Origin of the sequence: Coprococcus comes ATCC 27758, from assembly GCF_025149785.1 — a bacterium.
GTDB classification, from domain to species: Bacteria; Bacillota; Clostridia; order Lachnospirales; family Lachnospiraceae; genus Allocoprococcus; species Allocoprococcus comes.
In genome coordinates, this window is record NZ_CP102277.1 from 320,788 (window position 1) to 342,537 (window position 21,750).

The window sequence follows — 21,750 nt, forward strand, 5'->3', positions numbered from 1 at the left end:
AGTCAGTTACGTGACATCGATGGAACCTCCAAAGACACCGATAATATTCTGATCTTTGTCATAAACAGGAACTGTGAGGACAACAAGGGTTTCGTTGTCTACGCTGCTTGACAGAGGAGAACTAATGACGCGTCTGCCTTCCAATGTCTTTTGAAAATAGTCCCGTGAACTTGCATCGGTCTTCTTCCCATCGCTGGAGTGCCCGATACCGTCTGTAGAAAAAAGCATAAGCCGATGATAGGAGCTGGAAGAAGCCAGTTCAGCAAGAAGCTGAAGATTATCGTTGCTGAACAGATCGGAAGTTGTTCCGAAGTATGCAGCAGGACTCTCCAGAAATTCATATTCTTTTTCCAGAACCAGTTCCAAGTGATCCTTTTGCTGCAGTGTGTTTTTTTGAAGAACATTCTGTACACTTTTATCAACGCTCTGTTGTACAAACCAGAAAAAAATCAGAAGTGTGAACGTCATTACAATAAGGAACGAAATGATAGCCGTTCCGTATTGCATCAGTTCATGACGTGATAATTTTTTCATGTAAAATCCCCCTCATATTGTGCGTTAACAAGAAGTTGGGGTCAAAAGGTATTTTTGCCCCCTTTGATACCAGATTGCTACGTGCTTTGCACTCTCGCAATCCTCAAAAACATTCGTAATCCACTCATTTTTCTTTGAAAAATGGCTACTTACTCATGTTTTTGGCGGGTCAAGAGGTCAAAAATCCTCTTGCAAGCAAGCTTGCATCGGCTTTCTGACCTCTTGTCTCTGGTATCTTAACAAATAAGTAATTAGATTTTCTAAATTATACCATAAATGTTCTGGGATGTCATCGAATTTGTATGTGAAATGGATAGAAAAATATACATAATAAACAAAAAATGAACAAAAAAAGAGAGAATAACGTAAAAAATAACAAAAGCATTACGTTATTCTCTCTTAGTTATACGTTATTGTTTATTTTGCAAGCCGGTAGATTGCATCCAGATAAATCTTCATCCAGAGATCCAGTTTATCCAGCTCCAGACATTCATTTGTCTGATGCATCAGATCAGGCTGGTCTGGGAGGAGTGCGCCGAAAGCGACACAGTTATCCAGTGCTCTTGCGTAAGAGCAGGCACCGTCTACCAGAGGTTTTGCGGACATATCACCGGTGACATTGCGGTAGGATTCCATCAGAGTCTGAACCAGGAAAGAATCCTCAGGTACGTGGATGGATTCAGTTGCATATGGGTTCTCAAAACGGAATCCGGAACCGATAAGCTGTTTCTGAATGAGCTCCTGAACCTGGGCGCACCGGTAAGTAACCGGTACACGGTTGTCGATGGAGAAAATCACCTTATGATCGCATACTTCGACCTTTCCGACATTGAAACTTAATCTGCCGGAGATCTCATCTGTAAGATCGATTCCAAGTCCCTTTCCGGTCAGGTCAAAACCGATGTGCTCCATATAAAATGTGGCAATCCTTGCCAACTCATTTTCCGGAGAAAGCTCAGATAAAGCTGACATCAGTCCGCTGATCGCATTGATTCCGGTAGAAGGATGTGCTGCGTGTGCGGCAAAACCTTCTGCGGTCAGCCGGAGGGATGCACCCGCATTTTCTACTGTGAAATGGCATCTGGTCTGTGTCTCCCAGGAGAGCAGGCTCTTGCGGATCACGGTTTCCAGTTCGAGAGGAAGCAGGACGGAAGCATGGTCTGCGACTGCGTTAAATGCATTTCCACCGGATAAAGTGATATCCTCTGAGACATCGGTTACAAGCTGATACTGAAAGACGCCTTTTTCAGCGTAAATAAGTGGGAATACTGCATCCGGTGTGAAGGACATCTGTGGAGCAGGAATCTTTTTCTTGTTGAAATAATAGTCCATGCATTTCCAGTCTGTCTCTTCATTCGCACCTACAATAAAACGGATTTTTTTGCTGAGTGGCACACCCATTTCTTTTAAAATCTTGACTGCATGGAGGCAGGCAAGAAGAGGACCTTTATCATCAAGTACGCCACGACCATACAGCTTTCCGTCAATGATTTCCGGTTTAAACGGATCACATACCCAGCTGCCACTGCATGGAACCACGTCCACATGACCGAGGATTCCGAGAGTTTCTTCCTGATCCCCATAATCTGCGTGTCCGGCATAGTGATCAAAATTTTCTGTTTTAAGACCAATGGATTCTGCCGTTTCGAGAAAGCAGTCAAGTGCTTTGGCAGCGCCTGCACCGAAAGGCATTCCTGCATCCGGTGCGGTTTCCACGCTGTCTATAGACACCAGTTTCATAATATCCTGGATCAGACTTTCACGGTCTGTCTGTATTTGTTTTTCAAAATCCATAAGAGTTTACCTCCTTATGCAAGAAGCTTATACATATAACTGAATGATCAGCATGATCGCACTGAAGACGGTAGTCATACCCATCAGCGGCATGATGAATTTCAGCCATTTATCATAAGTAACATCCACCATCGCAAGGGATGCAAGGATCAGACCGGTTGGTGTGATGAAAGAAATCAGACCAAGACCGTATGCATAAGCAGATACGATTGCTGATCTTGAAACACCTACGGTGTCGGCAAGCGGAGCCATGATCGGGATGGACAGAACTGCAAGCCCTGAGGAAGAGGAAATAAAGAATCCGAGTACGATAAATACAAGCATCATCAAGATGATGAATACGATCGGATTCATTCCACTGATCGCACCTGAGAAGAATTCCAGGATGGTGTCAGAAATCATACCGTCTTCCAGAATGATGTTGATACCACGTGCCACACCGACTACCAGAGCTACGCCCATCAGGTCAGCGGCACCGCCGATAAACTGATCCATAAAGTTCTTTTCGCCGATTCCTGAAGTAAATGCAAGCAGGATCGCGCAGGCAAGGAAGAGGGCAGTCATGTTGTCGAACCACCAGCCCTGAGCTACAAGTCCCCATACAAGCACACCGAAGGATACGCCGAATACGAGGAGGGAAAGCTTCATTTTTCCGGTAAATTCAGGAACCTCGCCCTGATGACCGAATTTCTGCATATGATGTTCATACTGGTCGTAACAGATTGATTTTGTAGGATCTTCTTTTACCTTCTTTGCATAGCGAAGGATGTAGATCAAAGTGATCAGAGTGCCGAGTACCAGAGCAACACCACGGATTCCCATACCGTCAGCAAGGCTGATTCCGGCTGCATTGGATGCGTTTCCGACAGAGAACGGGTTGATGGTCGGGAACATGGTTCCGATAGAAGATCCCATGTAAATTGCAGCGATACAAACCATAACATCATATCCGGCTGCAAGGAATACCGGTACAAGGATCGGGTAAAGTGCAATGGTTTCTTCTGCAAGACCGAAGGTAGTTCCACCGGCTGCGATAATAATCGTGATCAGGATGATCAGGATATATTCTTTGCCCTTGGTGACTTTGGAAAGTGCTGCGATTGCCGCATTGAATGCACCCATATAATTCAGGACACCGATACATCCGCCGAGGATAAATACAAAAAGGATGATATCAATGGTATCGTAAACACCACTGATTGCTGCAAGGAGGATTTTAAATACGCCCTGCGGTTCCTGATCGACTTTCTCGTAGGTTCCAGGAACAGCGATCGGTTTGCTGATACTTCCATCAAGGAATTTATTTAAGTTTCCGGTAACACCCAGCTCGTCCAAGGATTCCTGGGTAGGAGCCATTTCTGTCACTTCACCTTCCGGTGTTGTGATTTCAAATACATCATGGTCTGCGTTGTACGTTAATTTGGAATAAAGCCCTGCCGGTACCACTGCAGTTAAAATTGCAGCGAAAATAAGGACGATAAATAATACAGTGAGCGCAGAAGGGAAAGATATTTTTTTCTTTTTCATAATCAGTATCTCCGTTTCCTATTTGGTATTTACTCATTTGCAAAGATTTTTACAAGTTCTACAATGACACGGACAGCTGCTTCCATACCTTCGATGGTGACGTGCTCCAGTGGCCCGTGATATCCGTGTCCGCCTGTTCCAAGGTTCGGGCAAGGAAGACCTTTAAAGGAAAGCTTGCAGCCGTCTGTACCTCCGCGGATTGGAGAAATATCCTCCGGAACATTTGCTTTCGCACAGGCCTCTCTAGCATAATCAATCAGATACATGTGATCTTTGATGATACATTCCATATTCTGGTATTCATCGGTAAGTGTCAGTGTGACTGTACCCTCGCCCCAGAGCTCATTTAAGATCTTTTCGATATGGCGGAGCGTATTGCAGCGGGCTTCAAAGCTTGCGCTGTCGTGGTCGCGGATGATGTATTCGGATACGGCATGTCCTTCATCTCCGTGTATGCTCAGAAGATGGTAGAATCCTTCATAATGTTCGGTATGACGCGGAATCTCGAATCTTGGGAGCATATTGTTGATATCTGCGGCAATGAGAACGGCATTGATCATCACATCTTTTGCAGAACCCGGATGTACATTTTTGCCATTGATCTCAAATTTTGCTTCGCATGCATTGAAGTTCTGATACTGGATCTCGCCTTCGCCGTCCCCGTCCAGCGTATAGGCAACCTCCGCGTCAAAAGTATCAAAATCAAAATGTGCAGCGCCGCTGCCACATTCTTCGTCCGGTGTAAATGCGACACTGATCTGTCCGTGCGGAATCTTTTCTGTGATCAGGATCTCAAGAAGCTGCATGATCTCAGCAATACCGGCTTTGTCGTCAACTCCGAGGATGGTATTCCCATCGGAAGTGATGAGTGTACGTCCCTTTAATCCTTTCAGATGCGGGAAATCTTTGGTTGTAAGAACCCGTCCACTGTCTCCGAGAACGAGATCACATCCGTCATAATCTGGTGTACAGACCGGATGGATTTCTGCCTCGCAAAATTCTGGTACAGTATCCATATGTGCGATAAGTCCAAGCTTTTTCTTATTTTCATATCCTGGTGTTGCTGCAAGGATTCCATAAACGAAGCATTTATCGTCCAGAACAACCTTGTCAAGTCCGAGTTCTTTCAGTTCATCAGCAAGGATTCTTGCAAGATCAAATTGACACTGAGAGGTTGGAACTGTATCGCTGTTTTCATCGCATGGTGTTTTGATTGCGATGTATTTGAGTAACCTTTTTTCTACTTTCATTTGTATTCTCCTTCCACATATTTGTCATACGGATGACTCCGTGGCTTGTGTTTTTATGCTATCATTTTATCCGGGTAAATCAGAAAAGACAAAAGAGGTGCATTTTATTGACACGAAAAAATCAGACGTGTTATTATTGAAAAAAGAGAAAAAATATGGTGCATACTAGAAAATTGGGGAAATGCGTTAAAATTTATGCACATATCATAAAAAAATTGATTTAAAGGAAAGAAAATTGGTATGAATGTAGATGAGAAGGTAGGGCGTAATATTAGAAAATACCGGATGGCATATAATATGACGCTGAAAGAACTTGCTGTAAGACTGCATAAGAGTGTGTCGACAGTTTCTAAATACGAAAAAGGGGATATTTCATTGGATATTTCGACATTTCTTGAATTGTCTAAGATTTTTAAGGTGTCACCTCTTGCAATTATCGGAGATGAGATTGCTGAGGAAGAGGAAGAATGTACTTATGCGGAGACAATTGAAAAATTGTACATGTACAGCTATGACGGGATTGGAAAAGTAATTGTCAAAAGTTTGATTGAACAGCAGGCGGTGGAAGGAAAGAATAACAAATATAAAGTGCATTTGTTTAATGATGTAAGTGAGGTCAAAGAACCGGGGGAATGTGGCGGACTTTATACTGGTGAGTATGAAAAGGAAGGATTTATCGGAACCTATATGCTTCATAACCAGGCTCTGAAATCAGAACATATCATGATCTCCTGTGTAAATAATCTGGTGAATCCGGGACAGCAGCTGGCACTGGTGTCCGGTCTCTCTAATTATACGATGCTTCCGGTGACCTTTAAAGCAGTGATTTCGGAAAAAGAAATTGTAAATAAAGAAAAGCTTATGAATCTTCTTGCATTTAACAAAGAAGATCTTAAACTAATGAAGCAGATGAATTATCTTACTATACAAAATATGAGATAAAGAAGGACAAAAAAGATGACAAAGAAACAGAGAACATTGGAAGTAATAGAACGCTTGAGAAAGGAATATCCGGATGCAGACTGTACTCTGGATTATGATCAGGCATGGAAACTTCTGGTCAGTGTGCGTCTTGCGGCACAGTGTACGGATGCAAGGGTAAATGTAGTCGTAGAAGGTTTATTTGCAAAATATCCGACAGTAGAGGCACTTGCAGAAGCAGATGTAAATAATATCGAAGAGATTATACGTCCTTGTGGGCTTGGGAAAAGTAAGGCACGGGATATCAGTGCCTGTATGAAGATGCTTCGGGATGAGTATGGCGGAAAGATTCCGAAGGATTTTAATGCGATCTTAAAGCTGCCAGGTGTTGGGAGAAAGAGCGCGAACCTGATCATGGGAGATGTATTTGGTGAGCCTGCGATCGTAACGGATACCCATTGTATCCGTCTGGTGAACCGTATTGGACTGGTAGACGGGATTAAGGATCCAAAGAAAGTAGAGATGGAACTCTGGAAGCTGGTTCCGCCGGAGGAAGGAAGCGATTTCTGTCACAGACTGGTGTACCACGGAAGAGAAGTTTGTACGGCAAGGACGAAGCCGCACTGTGACAGATGCTGTCTGGCGGATATCTGTAAGAAGGTTGGGGTAGAAAAATAAATGCAATATACAATTCCGGATTATTATAAAGAATTCACCTGCATCGCAGACAAATGTGAAGATACCTGTTGTGCAGGGTGGAAGATTGTAATTGACAAAAAATCACTGAATAAATATAAGCATGTGAAAGGAAAATTCCGGTTTACGATGTTGAAATCCGTGGACTGGATCCGTGGCATTTTCAGGCAGGATAAAGAAAAGCGATGTGCATTTTTAAATGACTGTAATCTGTGTGAGATGTATGCGAATCTCGGAGAGAAAAGTCTGTGTAAAACCTGCCGCCTGTATCCGAGACATGTCGAGGAGTTTGAGGATGTACGGGAGATTACCCTGTCGGTATCCTGTCCGGAGGTGGCAAGGATTTTGATGGAGAAGAAAAAGCCGGTCCGTTTTCTTACTTATGAAAAAGAAGGAGAAGAGGAATACGAGGAATTTGATCCGTTTCTGTATTCTATGCTTGTAGATGCGAGAGATGCAATGCTTGGAATTCTGCAGGACCGGGAGCATTCATTAAAAATAAGAGTGGGACTGATTCTTGGAATGGCGCATGATCTGCAGGGCAGATTTAACCGGGAACAGTTATTTTCCTGCGAGGAAGTCATTGAACGTTATCAGACAAAGAGTGCCAGAAAGTTTGTACGGAAACTTTGGAAAGAAGAAAAGCCGTCTGTGCAGGAAAGATGGGAGATGGCGCATAAGATGTTCCGGGAACTTTATGAATTGGAACTTCTACGTGAGGACTGGGATATGCTTCTGATGGAGAGCGAAGAACTTCTGTATTCACATGGAGCAGATGCGTATAAAGGAATCTCGTCTGACTTTAAGAGGTGGGCGAAGGAAGAGAGCAATATCCAGATCCAGGCAGAGCAGCTGCTGGTGTATTTCATTTTCACTTATTTCTGTGGCGCAGTTTATGATGGAAGGATTTATGCGAAGGTGCAGATGGCAGTAATAAGTACTTTCCATATTTATGAGCTGTGGAAAGCACGGTGGATAAAAAATGAAGGAGAGCTTACACCAGAAGAGATCGTAGAGCTGGTGTACCGGTATTCGCGGGAGATTGAGCATTCGGATAAGAATCTGGAGCGGATGGAAAAGATGATGCTGCGGGACAGGCTGCCGTGGTATAGGGGATAATAAATAGATGCCTGCACGATTTTTGATGCATTTGAATAAGAATTTTTGTTAAAAAGGGCGTATGAAAAATGATTTCTCATTTTTCACACGCCCTTATAATTTTAGTCTCTATGCATAGAGAACTTATCCATATCGTAATTCTTCAGATTATCAAGAATTCCACGATCGTCAGCCTGAGAGATCAAGGCATCACGGTTCTTCTTGGAAGCCATCTGGTCATTGAATGAACTTGGACCGCCGACACATCCGCCGTCACATGCCATACCTTCGATGAAGTCTTCCGGAAGACGTCCAACCTTCATGAGAAGGAGGGCTTTCTTACATTCCTGAGAACCATTTGCACGACAGACTTTCGCATCGATGCAGTTGTCAGATTCTTTCAGACTTTCCAGAACGGCTGCTGTTACACCGCCGGAATTTGCAAAGCGTTTTCCGAAGGTAGAAGCGGTCTGGTTGTCGTTCGGACAGGCCTCGAGTTCAACGTCTTTTGCTTTCATGATCGCACGGATCTCGCTGTATGTAAGAACATAATCTGCATTTCCTTCGATCTGCTGATCGACAACTTCGGATTTCTTAGCAAGGCAAGGTCCGATAAATACAGTGATCGCTTCCGGATCCTGTGCTTTGATCATACGGGAAATTGCACACATCGGAGAAACAGTTGTTGAAATATTGTCAGCAAGCTGTGGGTAATGCAGGCGAACCATATTTACAAATGCAGGGCAGCAGGAGGTTACTTTTTTCTGTCCTTCTTTGTAAGCTTCAGCCCATTCTTCAGCTTCGTAAGCAGCAGTCATATCTCCACCGAGTCCTACATCGTAGAAATCTACGAATCCGAGCTCTTTCATTGCTTTGCGCCAGCTTTCCATGGTAATGTCAGCACCAAACTGACCTTCTGTGGCAGGAGCAGCCATTGCGTAGATGTGTTTGCCTTCTCTTAAAGCATTGATTACCGGAACAATAAATGTTTTGGAAGCAATTGCACCGAATGGACAGCTGTGGATACATTTACCGCAGCGGATACATTTGTTTTTGTCGATTATGGAAATGCCATGCTCGTCGTAGGTGATCGCATCGACCGGACAACTGAATTTACACGGACGTTTTAAATGTGCAATGGCATTGTACGGACAGGCTTTGGCGCACTGACCACATTTTTTACATTTGGATGCGTCAATGTGGGAACGGTAATGTCCCGGTTCAATTGCCCCAAACTTACAGGCATTGATACATGCCTTTCCAAGACAGTTCTGACAGTTCTCTGTTACTGTGTAGCTGGAGATCGGACAGTCTTCGCAGGCAGAAGAAATAACCTGGATGATATTGCCATCATCTTCCGGTCCCGGAGCTTTGCCTTCTGCGAGGCGGATTCTCTGGCGGATGATCTCACGCTCTTTGTAGATACAGCAGCGGAACTGCGGGGTCGGTCCCGGAATAAGCTTCAGCGGGAGGTGATCACGCTGTTCTTCAAGTTCACCTGCAAAAGCAAGCTTTGCTACTTCGAACAGTACGTCATGTTTGATTTTGATTACGTTTCCATCAGCATTCATAATAAACCCTCTCTTCTCTAAATTGTTAAAAAATTCACTCTTCCTTTATTATAATTGAAACTACTATAAATGGAAAGAAGATTTCATGTTTTTAATGAGAAACATAGCGTAGAAGTTTGATGAGAAGTATGTTATGATGAACATGCTATGTTGGAAAATATAGTGTGCCGCATATTTGGGGAAATAAGAGGCACCGGTATGAAAGAGAGGAAAGAAAATTGAAAGAGAAGAACAAAGCAAAAAACATATTGAAAGAGTATGCAACGATCACGGTAGGAATGTTTATTGTATCGGCATCAGTGTATTATCTGATGATGCCGAATTCCTTTGTTGTGGGAAGTATTTCGGGACTTGTCATGGTTCTGGCAAATTTTATTCCGCTGAAGGTTTCGACGATGACGATGATTCTAAATGTAGCACTTCTGATCATAGGGATTGTGTTTGTCGGAAAAGAATTCGGAGGTAAGACGGTCATTACATCTTTAATGCTCCCGGTTTATCTGCGTATTTTTGAAACAGTGACACCAAATGTTCCGCCGCTCACGGATGATATGTTTATCAATATGCTGTGCCATATTCTGGTGATCAGCATTGGACAGGCGATTTTGTTTAATGTCAATGCATCTTCTGGTGGGCTTGATGTTGTTGCAAAAGTTTTAAATAAATATTTGCATTTTGAAATTGGAAAGAGTCTTACGATCGCAGGATTTGTGACCGCTGCGACGTCTATCCTTGTCTACGACAGAAAGACACTGGTAGTGAGCCTTCTGGGAACTTATCTTTATGGGATTGTTCTGGATAATTTTATCGATGGTTTCAGTATCCGTAAGAGGGTGTGTATCCTGTCAAAGAAATATCCGGAGATCCAGCAGTTTGTTGTACATGAGCTGCACAGAGGGGCGACTCTTTATCCGGCAGTCGGAGGACTGGGCAATCAGGAACAGACAGAAGTGGTTACAATTCTGGAAAAGAGTGAATATGCAAAGCTTCTTGCATTTATCCATGAGACAGACCAGAGTGCGTTTGTTACGGTATCAACTGTCAGTGAGGTAATCGGAGAGTGGAATAAACATAAAAAGAACCGTTTGAGAAAAGCGGAGTAGTCGAGGAAATTTATGAGAGAAACAGTATTATTATTTAATATAAAAGATAAGAAGCGTGCGCAGGAGCTGCAGATGATCTGTATGTCACTCAGGATTCGGGTGCGGCTGATAAAAAAAGAAGAGTATTTTCAGACGGTTGGTGTACTTGCCGGAATGAAAGAAGCGTCAGAGACAGACAGGATTTATGAGGGTGAAGAGCTGGCAGATGAGATGATGGTATTTGCCGGAGTGACAGGCAGCCATCTGGATCAGATTTTATTTATGATGCGAAAGAAGGGTATGAAACGTATTGATTATAAAGCGGTTCTGACAGACACAAACAGTCAGTGGACTGTGCCGGAACTTTTTAAAGAACTGGAAAAGGAGCATGCAGCAATGCATCAGTCCTGATGTCACAGAAAAATCACATTTTTCCCATAGACAGAACAAATTTTCCGGGTAGACTACCATTTGTGAAAATTTGCGAAAGGTGATGGAAGATGTCAAAAAAGGTGAAGATAATCGGATGTGTAGCGGTACTTGTGACCGGACTTACAGGCAGTGCACAGGATCTGAATGAAAATGATGTTCTTGCCGAATCCGACTCCTTTTCTTAGGTTGCTTTTCAAAAGTTTACGGGTTATAATGGTCAGAGAATGGAAAAATTAAAGGAGGTTTTTTAAAATGTCTACAATACCGGAAAGACTTGAAAAATTGCGTGCAAAAATGCAGGAAAAGGGAATAGATATTTATATTATTCCGACTGCAGATTTTCATCAGAGCGAATATGTGGGGGAGCATTTTAAAGCAAGAGAGTATATTACCGGATTTACGGGATCTGCAGGAACAGCAGTGGTTTCAAAGACAGAAGCACGCCTGTGGACAGACGGAAGATACTTTATCCAGGCGGCAAAGCAGCTGGAGGGAACAACAGTAGAACTGATGAAGATGGGACAGCCGGGCGTTCCGAAGATTGGGGAATATTTGGAAACAGCTCTGGCAGAAGGCGAAACTGTAGGATTTGATGGACGTGTTGTTTCTGTAACAGAAGGAGAAGAATACGAGAAGATCGCATCTGAGAAGAACGGAAAGGTCGTATATGCATATGATCTGATCGATGAAGTATGGGAAGACCGTCCGATTCTTTCAGAAGAGCCGGTATTTGAACTGGAACAGAAATACACAGGAGAGACTGTGGAGAGCAAGCTTGCACGTACACGTGCAGCAATGAAAGAAGCAGGTGCGACAGCACACGTTCTTACCACACTGGATGACATCTGCTGGACACTGAACATTCGTGGAAATGACGTAGAATATTTTCCGTTGGTTCTGACCTATGCAGTGATCAGAATGGACAAGGTGGATCTTTTTGTGAATGAGAAAAAATTAAGCGATGAGATCAAAGCACATCTTGCAGCAGACGGGGTTATTCTGCACCCATACAATGATATTTATGAGGACATCAAGAAGGTTGCAGCAGAAGAAGTCCTGATGGTAGATCCGGGAAGACTGAACTTTGCACTTTACAAGAACATTCCGGAGAATGTGAAGAAAGTGGAAGAGAGAAATCCGGCGATCTTATTCAAATGTGTAAAGAATCCGACAGAGGTCGAAAATATCCGTATCGCTGAGATCAAGGATAGCGTGGCTCATGTCAGATTTATGAAATGGCTGAAAGAAAATGTTGGCAAAGAGACGATCACAGAGATGAGCGCTTCTGACAAATTGGATGAGTTCCGTGCCGAGATGGGTGGATTTATCCGTCCAAGCTTCGGACCGATCTCTGCATTCGGGGAGCACAGTGCGATCGTACACTATTCTTCTTCACCGGAGACCAATGTAGAGCTTCATGAGGGAACTTTCCTGATGACGGATACAGGAGCAGGATTCTACGAAGGATCTACTGATATCACCAGAACATATGCTTTTGGAGAAGTTTCACAGATTATGAAAGATCATTTTACACTGGTTGCGATCAGTAACCTGAACCTTGCAAGTCCGATCTTCAAGAAAGGCTGCTGCGGAATGAACTTTGATTATCTGGCAAGAAAGCCGTTTTGGGACAGAGGACTGGACTTCAATCACGGAACAGGACATGGGGTTGGATATCTTCTGAACATCCACGAGGGACCGGCAGGTTTCCGTTATACTTACAGAGCCGGTGAGTCTGATGCATTCCAGCCAGGTATGGTCATTACGGATGAACCGGGAATCTACATCGAAGGATCTCACGGTGTGCGTCTGGAAAATGAATTGCTTGTCTGTGAAGGCGAGAAGAATGAGTATGGAGAATTCCTGTATTTTGAACCGATTACTTATGTGCCATTTGACCTGGATGCGATCAATCCGGATATCATGAATGCAGAAGACAAGGAACGTCTGAATACTTATCATGCAACTGTATATGAGAAGGTGTCTCCTTATCTGAATGATGAAGAGAAAGAATGGCTGAAGAAGTATACGAGAGCGATCTAATAAATATGGTAATAGGAACACATATGTCGATTGCGAAAGGGATTGTGAAGACTGCAGAGAATGTGGTGAAGATGAATGCAGATACGATGCAGATTTTCAGCAGGAATCCGCGGGGATCGAATTATAAGGATCCGACGGTGAAGGAAGCGGAGGAGTTTCAGAGGATCAGGAGAGAGGCCGGTTTTGGAGCGATTCTGGCGCATGCACCTTATACGATGAATCTGGCGAGTGCGAAGCCGGAGGTGTATGAATTCGCCTGCACGGTGATCCGGGAAGATGTGACGCGGATGGACAGACTGGGGATTGAGAATCTGGTGTTTCATCCTGGAAGCCATACCGGAATTGGCGCAGAAGCAGGAATTCAGAATATCATTGCGGGGCTTGACCAGGCGATTACCGGAAAAGAGAATATTACGGTTTTGCTTGAGACAATGAGCGGAAAAGGGACAGAGATTGGCTGGAGATTTGAAGAGCTGAAAGCAATCCGCGACGGGGTATCACATCCGGAGCGGATCGGAATCTGTCTGGATACCTGTCATGTGTTTGCAGCAGGATATGATATTGTAAATGATCTGGACGGGGTGCTGGAAGAGTTTGACAAAGTACTTGGACTTGAGCTTTTGAGAGCGATTCATTTAAATGACAGTATGATGCCATTTGGTTCAAGAAAAGACCGGCATGCGGTGATCGGCGGCGGAGAGATTGGGATAGAGGCACTTTTAAATGTCATGCGTCACCCGAAATTAAAAGATCTGCCGTTTTATCTGGAAACGCCACTGGATGATGCGGGGCATAAAGAAGAAATTGCAAGGCTTCGGGATCTTGCCTAGGTGGTCAGACAGATGGAAAAGAGTTGTTAAGGCGGTATCTGCAGGCTATAGATTGTACAGAAGATAAGTTTTATCACAGATACAGCGCGAGAAATCAAAACAGGAGGGTATGATTTAATATGAGTCATACCCTCCTGTTTTAAGAACAGCTTTTTTGCTATAATGCATATCGCAAAAGAACGGCGTATATACCTATGATTCCAGTGCATCCGGATCAGCAGAAAGATCGGCAGATGCAATCCGGCGAACCGGGTTGGACTTATCAATATCTTCTGCAAATTTCTGCGCTTTTAACAGCATTTCTGATATCTCTTCCTCTTCCTCAGGAACAAAGCATCTTGCACTTTCATCCGGAAACAGATGATTTTTTAATTTGAAAGCCATCAAAAAGGCTTCCAGTTCCTGATTGAGTGCATCTTTGTAAAATTCAAAATAAAAACGAATTTCAGTTTTCTCAAAATCGGTACATATGCATCCGCACTGGGTTCCGCGTGTACGGCTTGTCCGGCGGAAATATTCGGGATCTCCGGTCACCATGTAAAAAATCTGGACCAGAAGATTTTCCTCGATATCTGTCTCATATGTAAACCAGTGCTTGCTGAGCTTGTCTTTTTGTAATGCTTTTTCATCAATATCATATTTCTTCAGAAGCTTATGATACATTTTGATGGCGGCCTCTTTCTCGCCACCTTCTCCCCGTTCGGCAAGCGCTTTAATCTTCAGCAGTTTTGCTTCTAATTTGTTGTCATCCAATTTCTTAATCCCCTTATGAATATAACACTTTTTTACATACTGAATTATTATAGCACATTTGCTATATAATGGAAGTAGAAAAATGGAAGTTAGCTAAGAGTTTTTTATAGCGGCGAATGTTAAGATTTGTTTACATTTTCGGATGAACTGTTGAAATTTGCTGACAATATCGGTAAAATAAATTTATAGAAAAACAGTAATTGATAAGAAAAGGGGGATTTATTATGACAGAAGATTTGATCAAGAAATTAAAAGACGTCAAGCAGGCACTGGTCAGCAAAGATATGACCGGCGAAGAGTGGGAAGAACGTGAAGAAATTCTGGAAAAACTGGAAGACGTAACCACGTATTTAAAAGATGCCCTCGGAAAGGGAATTGAATTCTGATGAAGGTAGAAGCACTGGTATTTGATATGGACGGACTGCTCCTTGATTCGGAACGTGTTGTGCAGAGATCCTGGAATTATGCAGGAGAGAAGCTCGGATACAGACGGATCGGGGAGCATATTTATCATACGCTGGGATTCAATGTAGTCCGCAGAGAAGCATATTTTAAAAGTGTATATGGCGAAGATTTTCCGATGGATAAGTTTAATGAGCTGACACGGGAGAAGTATTACGGGATTTGTGACAAAGAAGGGATCGGCGTAAAAGAGGGAGCAAGGGAGCTTCTTATCTATGCGAAGGAACACGGATACAAGGTCGGACTTGCGACGTCCTCCAGAGAGATCCACGCAAAGGCATCTCTTGAGAAAGTCGGTTTGTGGAAATATTTTGATGGCGGGGTTTTTGGCGATTCGGTGAAACATGCAAAGCCGAATCCGGAAATTTACCTCAAAGCGTGCGAGGCGATCGGCACCGAGCCGGTACATAGTATTGCGCTTGAAGATGCACCGGCAGGAATCCGCTCGGCTTCGGCTGCGGGTATGATTCCGGTGATGATCCCGGATCTTGCACAGCCGGATGAAGAAGTGAGAGGATTATGCCGGTATGTGTATCCTACACTTCTGGATGTGATTAAGATGCTTGATCGTGAAAATGCCGAAGCTGGTCGGTAAGAGACTGGATATCAGCATCGGAAAGTGCTTCGACAAGAGCGGTCTGGTACTGAAGGATCTTTGCCGGATTGTATGGAATGTCCAAGGCAAATTCACTGTAGGCACGCAGCTTCTGAAAATAAAGGGCTGCGTTTGCCTGTTCTTTTGCCTGGATGCACATTTCATACATGGCATGGCAGTCTGTAACGGCTTCGTCTGTGCATGGCTTGCAGATCCATTTTCCTATATAATAGTAATCAGTCCCGATTCGGTAGACGAATCCGGGATTTTTTTTGAATTCTTCTAATAAGTTCATTTTTTGTATTCTCCATTCTAATCTGCTTTTGTTTCCAACTGTTCCCAGTTACATGGGACTTCAAATTCCATACGTTTTCCGGTGGTCGGATGGCAGAAAGAAAGCCGGAAAGCCCGCAGTGCAATCGGGAAATATCCTCTTTTATTTACAAATTCCGGGTTATATTTGTTGTCACCCCAGAGTGGTGCGCCTGCACCTGCCATCTGGACACGGATCTGGTGATGGCGTCCGGTTCCGAGATGGATCTGAACAACGGATAAGCCAGTCACTTCGGAAGTTTCCAGTATTTCATACGAAAGGACAGCTTTTTTGGCACCGGGTGTATTTTTACTGCAGATGCGGGAGGTATTGGTGCGGCCGTCCTTTACCAGATAATCGGTCAGAGTGCCGGAGTCCGGAAGGGATCCACATACTACAGCCTGGTAGTATTTTTCAAATTGATCGTTCTGTAACTGCTGGTTCAGATTTTTCGCAGCCGCAGGTGTGCGGGCAAAAACCAGGATGCCGGAAACCGGTTGATCCAGTCTGTGGATCACGGCAAGATAAGGTGGCTTATGTCCGGCATGATGTGAAGAATGGATGAACAGATAATTTTTCAGAATGCTCTCCATGTCCTGTGTGCCGATCTTTTTTGTCTGCACGGGAACACCGGCAGGTTTGTGGCAGACCAGAATCTGGTCGTCTTCATATAGAATTTCAGGTGTTTGCAAAATAATTCCTCCCCATATGCGAAAATTTTGTTTCTTTGATTAAAACATAACGGAAAGGGCTTGTCAATTGGGTTGACAAATCTGAAAATCTCAATTAAACTCTATAGTAAATCGAAGAGATTTGACGATGAAGAGGACTAGTATATGATGAAAGTGGCACAGAGAGGCTTCTGGCTGGTGGGAGGAAGCTGCATGGAAATTATAGAACCGACCTTGGAGTTCCGCATGAAAAGTGTGGCGTATGCCTGGCGTTAACGGGTAATGAAGTGAATCGTAATACGATTAATTAGGGTGGTACCGCCGAATTTTCGGTCCCTTGTCAGGGGCATGAAGATTTGGTGTTTTTTATTTTACGGGCAAAGCATGTCTGATCTGAATCCCCTGCATCCGGCAGAGGCTGCAGAGAGCAGCATCTTCTGGTTTTATGATAACCTTATTTATAAAATCAAAAATGAAGAGAAGGAGAACTTTATCAATGGCTAAGGAAAAGAAATTTGTACAGGCGATTACCTCTCGTGATGAAGATTTCGCACAGTGGTATACCGACGTTGTAAGAGAAGCAAAGCTTTGTGATTATTCAAGTGTAAAAGGATGTCTTAATTATCTTCCAAATGGATATGCAATCTGGGAGAAGATCCAGGCAGACCTTGACAAGAGATTTAAAGAGACAGGTGTTGAAAACGTATATCTGCCAATGCTGATCCCGGAGAACCTTCTCCAGAAGGAAAGTGATCATATCGAAGGATTTGCACCGGAAGTTGCATGGGTAACAAAAGGTGGTCTTGAGACTCTTCAGGAGCCAATGTGCATCCGTCCGACATCGGAGACTCTGTTCTGCGACCTGTGGGCAAGAACCGTACAGTCTTACCGTGACCTTCCGAAAGTATGGAATCAGTGGTGTTCGGTACTTCGCTGGGAGAAGACAACCAGACCGTTCCTTCGTTCCAGAGAATTCTTATGGCAGGAAGGACATACCATTCATGCAACTTATGAAGAAGCAGAACAGAGAACACTGACCATGCTTCGTGTATATCAGGAACTGATCCGTGATTCCCTTGCAATCCCGTTCGTATCAGGTCCGAAGACAGAGAGCGAGAAGTTCGCAGGTGCACAGGACACTTACACCGTAGAAGCTCTGATGCATGACGGAAAAGCACTTCAGTCTGCAACCAGCCATTTCTTCGGAAATGCGTTCCCGGATGCATTTGACATCAAATATCTGGATAAGAACAATGAACTTCACAGCGTATATGAGACTTCATGGGGACTGTCTACACGTATCATCGGAGCCCTGATCATGGTTCACGGTGATGACAGCGGACTTGTTCTTCCACCGAGAATCGCACCGGTTCAAACAAGAGTCATTCCGATCGCACAGCACAAAGAAGGTGTTCTTGAAAAAGCAAATGAACTGACAGAGAGACTGAAAAAAGCTGGCTACAGCGTAAAGATCGACGATTCTGAGAAGAGCCCTGGATGGAAATTCAGTGAGCAGGAAATGCTTGGTATCCCGACACGTATCGAGATCGGACCAAAGGATATCGAACAGAACCAGGTTGTTGTTGTACGTCGTGATACAAGAGAAAAGATCGTTGTTTCTTTAGATGAGATCGAGACAAAACTTGGCGAGATCCTTGAAACAATCCAGAAGGATATGTATGACCGTGCAAAAGCATTCCTTGACAGCCACATTGATTTTGCTGAAACCATGGATGAAATGAATGAAAAATTCAACACCAAACGTGGATTCATCAAAGCAAAATGGTGTGGAAGCGCAGAATGTGAAGATGAGATCAAGGCAGCAACAGGTGGAGCAACCACCCGCTGTATCTGCAAAGAGGATCAGGTAAAAGACGGAGATACCTGTATTTTCTGTGGCAAACAGGCTAAACATGTTGTTTATTTTGGAAAAGCATACTAGGAGCGAATGTATATGAAAATTCAGTTACCTGAAAAGGTGAATCGAATTATAACTACATTACAAAAACATGGCTTTGAGGCATATGCAGTCGGCGGCTGCGTCCGGGATTCTTTTCTCGGACGTGTGCCGGGTGACTGGGATATCACAACATCGGCAGCGCCGGAAGAGACAAAGTCATTATTTGCCAGAACTTTTGACACCGGAATCGAGCATGGAACGATTACGGTGCTTTTAAATGGAGAAGGATTTGAAGTGACGACATACCGGATTGACGGGAAATACGAAGACAACCGGCATCCGAGTAAAGTGCAGTTTACCAGAAGTCTGTCAGAGGATCTGCTGCGCAGGGATTTTACGATCAATGCGATGGCGTACAATGAACAGGACGGACTGGTAGATCTGTTTCATGGGATGGAGGATCTGAAAAAAGGTGTGATCCGTTGTGTGGGAAATGCTGAGGCACGTTTTTCGGAGGATGCCCTGCGGATTTTGAGGGCGATCCGTTTTTCGGCACAGCTTGGATTTGAGATTGAGAAAGAGACCAGACAGGCAATCCGAAAACTTGCACCAAATCTTTCCTATATCAGTGCAGAACGTATCCAGACAGAGCTTGTAAAGCTTCTGATCTCCGATCATCCGGAAAAGATCCAGGATGCATATGAGCTTGGGATCACAAAGGTGATCCTCCCGGAATTCGATGCAATGATGGAAACAACGCAGGAAACTTTGCATCACTGTTATAATGTAGGTGAGCATACGATCCATGCGCTGATGAATATTCCGGCAGATAAAGTGCTGCGTCTTACAATGCTGTTTCACGATACGGGGAAACCGGCACGAAAGACGGTCGATCCGGATGGGACGGCACATTTTAAAGGGCATGCATACGTCAGCGAAGAACTCACAAAGTCGATCATGCATCGCTTGAAATTCGATAATGATACGCTGCGTAAGGTGTCAAAGCTGGTGCTGTATCATGATGACCGGATGCCTGCAACGATGAAGCATGTACGCCGCGCAATGAACCGGATCAGTGCGGAACTGTTCCCGTATTATATGAAGGTACGGATGGCTGATACGTTGGCACAGAGTGATTATCAGCGCGATAAGAAGCTGGAAAATCTGGCTGGTATCGAGAAGTGCTACCAGGAGATTCTGGAGAAAAAGCAATGTGTTTCTTTAAAAGAACTGAAAGTAAACGGTCAGGATCTGATCGCGGCAGGTATTGAAAAAGGACCGAAAATTGGTCAGACACTCCAGACACTTTTACAGGAAGTGATCGAGGAACCGGAGAAAAATACACGGGAATATTTACTTGCCAGAATAAAAGAACTGGAATAATCAAAAATCATGCATGACTTAAGTCTCCCCCTGCATACATTAGAAAGACCGGTAAAACAAAGCGGCAGGGGGAAGCCATGAAAGATTATGGAATCAGTGTATTGACACAATATCAGATGGAAGTATTCGGCACCCACAAAGTAAGGGGTGCTATTTTATGCGATACAGATAAGGGGCTGCTCCTCTTGAAGGAGACGCGCATGGAGGAGAGTCGGATCTGTGCGCTTGCAAAAATATATGAGCAGTTAAATGCGAATGGATTTGAATGGGTAGATACGCCTCTGCTTAATAAAGAGGATGCTTATGTCAGTAAAGCCGAGGATGGAACAGGCTATATCTTAAAGAAATGGTTTCAGGGACGTGAGTGTGATGTCAGACGTGAAAATGAACTGATCGCCGGTGCGGAAAATCTTGCCCGGATCCATCTATGCATGCGTCTGGCTGGGGAAGAAAACGGATTTGCAGGAAGAGAAGAAAATCCGGTGATCAAGGAGTATGCAAGGCATAACAGAGAACTCAGGAAGGTTCGGGAATTTGTCTGCAGAAGAAGTGTGAAAAGCCCGTTTGAGATCGCATTTTTAAAGGGATATGACCAGATGTATTTTTGGGCAGACAGAGTGCTGAAAATACTGGAAAATATGGATCTGGACAGTGTTTTTAAAGAAGCGGAGGCAGAAAATCATATGGTCCACGGAGACTATAATTATCATAATCTTCTGGTCTGTCAGGAGGGCATGGCGGTGACTGGATTTGAACATGCACACCGGGATGTTCAGATGGAAGATCTGTATTATTTCCTGCGCAAATGTATGGAAAAGCATCATTATGATGAACGGCTTGGATATCGGATGATGAGAGCGTATGATTCGGTGAATAATCTTGGGAAAAAAGAACGGGATTACCTTGCAATCCGTCTTGCTTATCCGGAAAAATTCTGGAAGATCACCAATTCGTATTACCACTCAGGAAAGGCATGGATTCCTGCAAAAAATGTCGAAAAACTTTCACTTTCTGTCGCACAGACAGAAGAAAAAAAGCGGTTTTTGCGGAATCTGTTTGCGTTTCAGATATAGCGTTCGGTTTTCTTAGATTTTAAGGGTTTAGACTTGACAAAGAAGGTAAAAACCTATATAACATATGTAGGGTAAGGGGCGTGTCAGAACGCATGGATACGCAGAATAAACCTAGCAAAAAGACAAAATGCCGGGGTGTTCCGGGAGTATATTTTACAGGAGGACGTAAGTCATGAATAAGACAGAATTAGTAGCTGCAGTTGCAGAACAGGCAGATATTTCAAAGAAAGATGCAGAAAAAGTATTAAAAGCATTTGTTGATGTTGTTACAGAAGAAATGAAAAAAGGTGAAAAAGTTCAGTTAGTAGGATTCGGAACTTTCGAAGTAAGCGAAAGAGCTGCAAGAGAAGGAAGAAATCCACAGACTGGAAAAACTATGAAGATCGAAGCTTGCAAGGCTCCGAAATTCAAAGCAGGAAAAGCTTTAAAAGATGCTGTTAATGCATAATTTGTAGAACATTTTTGAAAAATGGCGCAGTCTGAAAAGGGCTGCGCTTTATTCATATTACGGGAAGGGAAAATCAAAATGAGACTTGATAAATTTTTAAAGGTGTCCCGCCTGATCAAACGGCGTACCGTTGCAAATGAAGCCTGTGATGCAGGAAGAGTCCTGATCAATGGGGCGGTGGCGAAGGCTTCCACGAAAGTAAAAAAAGGTGATATCATTGAGATCCAGTTTGGAACCAAGACTGTAAAGGCAGAGGTTCTGGATCTGCGAGATACGACTAAAAAAGAAGAGGCAGCAGATTTATTCCGTTATCTATAAAGTTCCGGAACATCTGAAAAGATGTGGTTTGAGATTGTTCCGGCAGCGGATCCGAG

At 43.8% G+C, this 21,750-nt stretch carries 22 protein-coding genes and 1 other annotated feature; of the genes, 14 read left to right on the forward strand and 8 right to left on the reverse strand.

Annotated elements, in window-relative coordinates; all coding sequences use genetic code 11:
- Window positions 1–6: 6 nt before the first annotated feature.
- The 4 genes from NQ556_RS01730 to pepT all read right to left on the reverse strand — a co-directional run bounded on the left by NQ556_RS01730 (window position 7) and on the right by pepT (window position 5,105).
- On the reverse strand, window positions 7–534 hold the full coding sequence (locus NQ556_RS01730; RefSeq protein ID WP_204575775.1) for a PDC sensor domain-containing protein: 528 nt from the start codon (window positions 532–534) through the stop codon (window positions 7–9).
- A gap of 417 nt (window positions 535–951) precedes the next feature.
- Window positions 952–2,328, reverse strand: a complete 1,377-nt coding sequence (pepV, locus tag NQ556_RS01735) for a dipeptidase PepV (RefSeq protein ID WP_008369960.1) — start codon at window positions 2,326–2,328, stop codon at window positions 952–954.
- A 27-nt stretch (window positions 2,329–2,355) separates the two neighbouring features.
- Window positions 2,356–3,855, reverse strand: a complete 1,500-nt coding sequence (locus NQ556_RS01740; RefSeq protein ID WP_008369962.1) for a YfcC family protein — start codon at window positions 3,853–3,855, stop codon at window positions 2,356–2,358.
- A gap of 29 nt (window positions 3,856–3,884) precedes the next feature.
- On the reverse strand, window positions 3,885–5,105 hold the full coding sequence (gene pepT / locus NQ556_RS01745) for a peptidase T (protein WP_008369964.1): 1,221 nt from the start codon (window positions 5,103–5,105) through the stop codon (window positions 3,885–3,887).
- 240 nt (window positions 5,106–5,345) lie between these two features.
- Here pepT and NQ556_RS01750 point away from each other — a divergent pair, with 240 nt between their 5' ends.
- From NQ556_RS01750 to fliB, 3 genes are read left to right on the forward strand one after another with little or no spacing between them, the layout of a single operon-like run.
- Complete coding sequence (locus NQ556_RS01750; protein ID WP_008369969.1) at window positions 5,346–6,047, forward strand: helix-turn-helix domain-containing protein; 702 nt, start codon at window positions 5,346–5,348, stop codon at window positions 6,045–6,047.
- 15 nt (window positions 6,048–6,062) lie between these two features.
- Window positions 6,063–6,704 carry an endonuclease III domain-containing protein gene (locus NQ556_RS01755; RefSeq protein WP_008369970.1) on the forward strand — a complete coding sequence of 214 codons (642 nt, stop codon included), beginning with the start codon at window positions 6,063–6,065 and terminating at the stop codon, window positions 6,702–6,704.
- The gene (gene fliB, locus NQ556_RS01760) at window positions 6,705–7,841 is read left to right on the forward strand and encodes a flagellin lysine-N-methylase (RefSeq protein ID WP_022220020.1); all 1,137 of its coding nucleotides are present in this window, start codon (window positions 6,705–6,707) and stop codon (window positions 7,839–7,841) included. It begins immediately after the preceding gene.
- A gap of 101 nt (window positions 7,842–7,942) precedes the next feature.
- On the opposite strand, the gene NQ556_RS01765 is transcribed toward fliB, so the two are convergent.
- Complete coding sequence (locus NQ556_RS01765; RefSeq protein ID WP_204575777.1) at window positions 7,943–9,391, reverse strand: 4Fe-4S dicluster domain-containing protein; 1,449 nt, start codon at window positions 9,389–9,391, stop codon at window positions 7,943–7,945.
- 218 nt (window positions 9,392–9,609) lie between these two features.
- On the opposite strand from NQ556_RS01765, the gene NQ556_RS01770 reads away from it, so the two are divergent.
- The 4 genes from NQ556_RS01770 (at window position 9,610) to NQ556_RS01785 (ending at window position 13,778) form a co-directional block, all read left to right on the forward strand.
- Entirely contained in the window at window positions 9,610–10,494 is an 885-nt protein-coding gene (locus NQ556_RS01770; protein ID WP_022220022.1) for a YitT family protein, read from the forward strand.
- A gap of 12 nt (window positions 10,495–10,506) precedes the next feature.
- Complete coding sequence (locus NQ556_RS01775) at window positions 10,507–10,884, forward strand: DUF3783 domain-containing protein (RefSeq protein ID WP_055156200.1); 378 nt, start codon at window positions 10,507–10,509, stop codon at window positions 10,882–10,884.
- A 273-nt stretch (window positions 10,885–11,157) separates the two neighbouring features.
- The gene (locus NQ556_RS01780; protein WP_008369981.1) at window positions 11,158–12,948 is read left to right on the forward strand and encodes an aminopeptidase P family N-terminal domain-containing protein; all 1,791 of its coding nucleotides are present in this window, start codon (window positions 11,158–11,160) and stop codon (window positions 12,946–12,948) included.
- The gene (locus tag NQ556_RS01785) at window positions 12,918–13,778 is read left to right on the forward strand and encodes a deoxyribonuclease IV (RefSeq protein ID WP_008369983.1); all 861 of its coding nucleotides are present in this window, start codon (window positions 12,918–12,920) and stop codon (window positions 13,776–13,778) included. Before NQ556_RS01780 ends, NQ556_RS01785 begins: the two co-directional genes overlap by 31 nt.
- 192 nt (window positions 13,779–13,970) lie before the next feature.
- Here the strand turns inward: NQ556_RS01785 and NQ556_RS01790 are convergent, their stop codons facing one another.
- Entirely contained in the window at window positions 13,971–14,531 is a 561-nt protein-coding gene (locus NQ556_RS01790; protein WP_022220216.1) for a hypothetical protein, read from the reverse strand.
- 224 nt (window positions 14,532–14,755) lie between these two features.
- On the opposite strand from NQ556_RS01790, the gene NQ556_RS01795 reads away from it, so the two are divergent.
- Window positions 14,756–14,917: a hypothetical protein gene (locus NQ556_RS01795; protein ID WP_008369991.1), complete on the forward strand. Its 162-nt coding sequence runs from the start codon at window positions 14,756–14,758 to the stop codon at window positions 14,915–14,917.
- A complete protein-coding gene (locus NQ556_RS01800; protein ID WP_008369994.1) occupies window positions 14,917–15,588 on the forward strand; it encodes an HAD family hydrolase in 672 nt (223 codons plus the stop codon). Before NQ556_RS01795 ends, NQ556_RS01800 begins: the two co-directional genes overlap by 1 nt.
- Here NQ556_RS01800 and NQ556_RS01805 read toward each other — a convergent pair.
- Together NQ556_RS01805 and NQ556_RS01810 are read right to left on the reverse strand one after the other, a co-directional pair.
- Window positions 15,548–15,883: a hypothetical protein gene (locus tag NQ556_RS01805; protein WP_022220217.1), complete on the reverse strand. Its 336-nt coding sequence runs from the start codon at window positions 15,881–15,883 to the stop codon at window positions 15,548–15,550. The two genes, NQ556_RS01800 and NQ556_RS01805, sit on opposite strands and share 41 nt — an antisense overlap.
- Window positions 15,884–15,900: 17 nt before the next feature.
- Window positions 15,901–16,593: an RluA family pseudouridine synthase gene (locus NQ556_RS01810; RefSeq protein ID WP_022220218.1), complete on the reverse strand. Its 693-nt coding sequence runs from the start codon at window positions 16,591–16,593 to the stop codon at window positions 15,901–15,903.
- 118 nt (window positions 16,594–16,711) lie between these two features.
- Window positions 16,712–16,913: a binding site (T-box leader), on the forward strand.
- A gap of 155 nt (window positions 16,914–17,068) precedes the next feature.
- Here NQ556_RS01810 and proS point away from each other — a divergent pair.
- From proS to NQ556_RS01835, 5 genes are all read left to right on the forward strand, one after another.
- Window positions 17,069–18,514, forward strand: coding sequence for a proline--tRNA ligase (gene proS, locus NQ556_RS01815; protein WP_008370004.1), 1,446 nt, complete (start codon window positions 17,069–17,071; stop codon window positions 18,512–18,514).
- 12 nt (window positions 18,515–18,526) lie between these two features.
- Window positions 18,527–19,855 carry a CCA tRNA nucleotidyltransferase gene (locus tag NQ556_RS01820; protein WP_022220220.1) on the forward strand — a complete coding sequence of 443 codons (1,329 nt, stop codon included), beginning with the start codon at window positions 18,527–18,529 and terminating at the stop codon, window positions 19,853–19,855.
- Window positions 19,856–19,932: 77 nt separating this feature from the next.
- Entirely contained in the window at window positions 19,933–20,928 is a 996-nt protein-coding gene (locus NQ556_RS01825) for a CotS family spore coat protein (protein WP_022220221.1), read from the forward strand.
- 172 nt (window positions 20,929–21,100) lie between these two features.
- On the forward strand, window positions 21,101–21,376 hold the full coding sequence (locus NQ556_RS01830; RefSeq protein ID WP_008370011.1) for an HU family DNA-binding protein: 276 nt from the start codon (window positions 21,101–21,103) through the stop codon (window positions 21,374–21,376).
- Window positions 21,377–21,454: 78 nt separating this feature from the next.
- Window positions 21,455–21,694, forward strand: a complete 240-nt coding sequence (locus NQ556_RS01835; protein WP_022220222.1) for an RNA-binding S4 domain-containing protein — start codon at window positions 21,455–21,457, stop codon at window positions 21,692–21,694.
- The last annotated feature ends 56 nt before the right edge of the window (window positions 21,695–21,750 follow it).

What these genes read in the sequence shown, in the direction of transcription:
- fliB (WP_022220020.1), top strand. Translation starts at nt 6,705, where the DNA reads ATGCAATATACAATTCCGGATTATTATAAAGAATTCACCTGCATCGCA.
- NQ556_RS01785 (WP_008369983.1), top strand. Translation starts at nt 12,918, where the DNA reads ATGGCTGAAGAAGTATACGAGAGCGATCTAATAAATATGGTAATAGGA.
- pepT (WP_008369964.1), bottom strand. Translation starts at nt 5,105, where the DNA reads ATGAAAGTAGAAAAAAGGTTACTCAAATACATCGCAATCAAAACACCA.
- NQ556_RS01755 (WP_008369970.1), top strand. Translation starts at nt 6,063, where the DNA reads ATGACAAAGAAACAGAGAACATTGGAAGTAATAGAACGCTTGAGAAAG.
- NQ556_RS01835 (WP_022220222.1), top strand. Translation starts at nt 21,455, where the DNA reads ATGAGACTTGATAAATTTTTAAAGGTGTCCCGCCTGATCAAACGGCGT.
- proS (WP_008370004.1), top strand. Translation starts at nt 17,069, where the DNA reads ATGGCTAAGGAAAAGAAATTTGTACAGGCGATTACCTCTCGTGATGAA.
- NQ556_RS01740 (WP_008369962.1), bottom strand. Translation starts at nt 3,855, where the DNA reads ATGAAAAAGAAAAAAATATCTTTCCCTTCTGCGCTCACTGTATTATTT.
- NQ556_RS01765 (WP_204575777.1), bottom strand. Translation starts at nt 9,391, where the DNA reads ATGAATGCTGATGGAAACGTAATCAAAATCAAACATGACGTACTGTTC.
- NQ556_RS01750 (WP_008369969.1), top strand. Translation starts at nt 5,346, where the DNA reads ATGAATGTAGATGAGAAGGTAGGGCGTAATATTAGAAAATACCGGATG.
- NQ556_RS01830 (WP_008370011.1), top strand. Translation starts at nt 21,101, where the DNA reads ATGAATAAGACAGAATTAGTAGCTGCAGTTGCAGAACAGGCAGATATT.
- NQ556_RS01795 (WP_008369991.1), top strand. Translation starts at nt 14,756, where the DNA reads ATGACAGAAGATTTGATCAAGAAATTAAAAGACGTCAAGCAGGCACTG.
- NQ556_RS01825 (WP_022220221.1), top strand. Translation starts at nt 19,933, where the DNA reads ATGAAAGATTATGGAATCAGTGTATTGACACAATATCAGATGGAAGTA.
- NQ556_RS01805 (WP_022220217.1), bottom strand. Translation starts at nt 15,883, where the DNA reads ATGAACTTATTAGAAGAATTCAAAAAAAATCCCGGATTCGTCTACCGA.
- NQ556_RS01775 (WP_055156200.1), top strand. Translation starts at nt 10,507, where the DNA reads ATGAGAGAAACAGTATTATTATTTAATATAAAAGATAAGAAGCGTGCG.
- pepV (WP_008369960.1), bottom strand. Translation starts at nt 2,328, where the DNA reads ATGGATTTTGAAAAACAAATACAGACAGACCGTGAAAGTCTGATCCAG.
- NQ556_RS01730 (WP_204575775.1), bottom strand. Translation starts at nt 534, where the DNA reads ATGAAAAAATTATCACGTCATGAACTGATGCAATACGGAACGGCTATC.
- NQ556_RS01780 (WP_008369981.1), top strand. Translation starts at nt 11,158, where the DNA reads ATGTCTACAATACCGGAAAGACTTGAAAAATTGCGTGCAAAAATGCAG.
- NQ556_RS01800 (WP_008369994.1), top strand. Translation starts at nt 14,917, where the DNA reads ATGAAGGTAGAAGCACTGGTATTTGATATGGACGGACTGCTCCTTGAT.
- NQ556_RS01820 (WP_022220220.1), top strand. Translation starts at nt 18,527, where the DNA reads ATGAAAATTCAGTTACCTGAAAAGGTGAATCGAATTATAACTACATTA.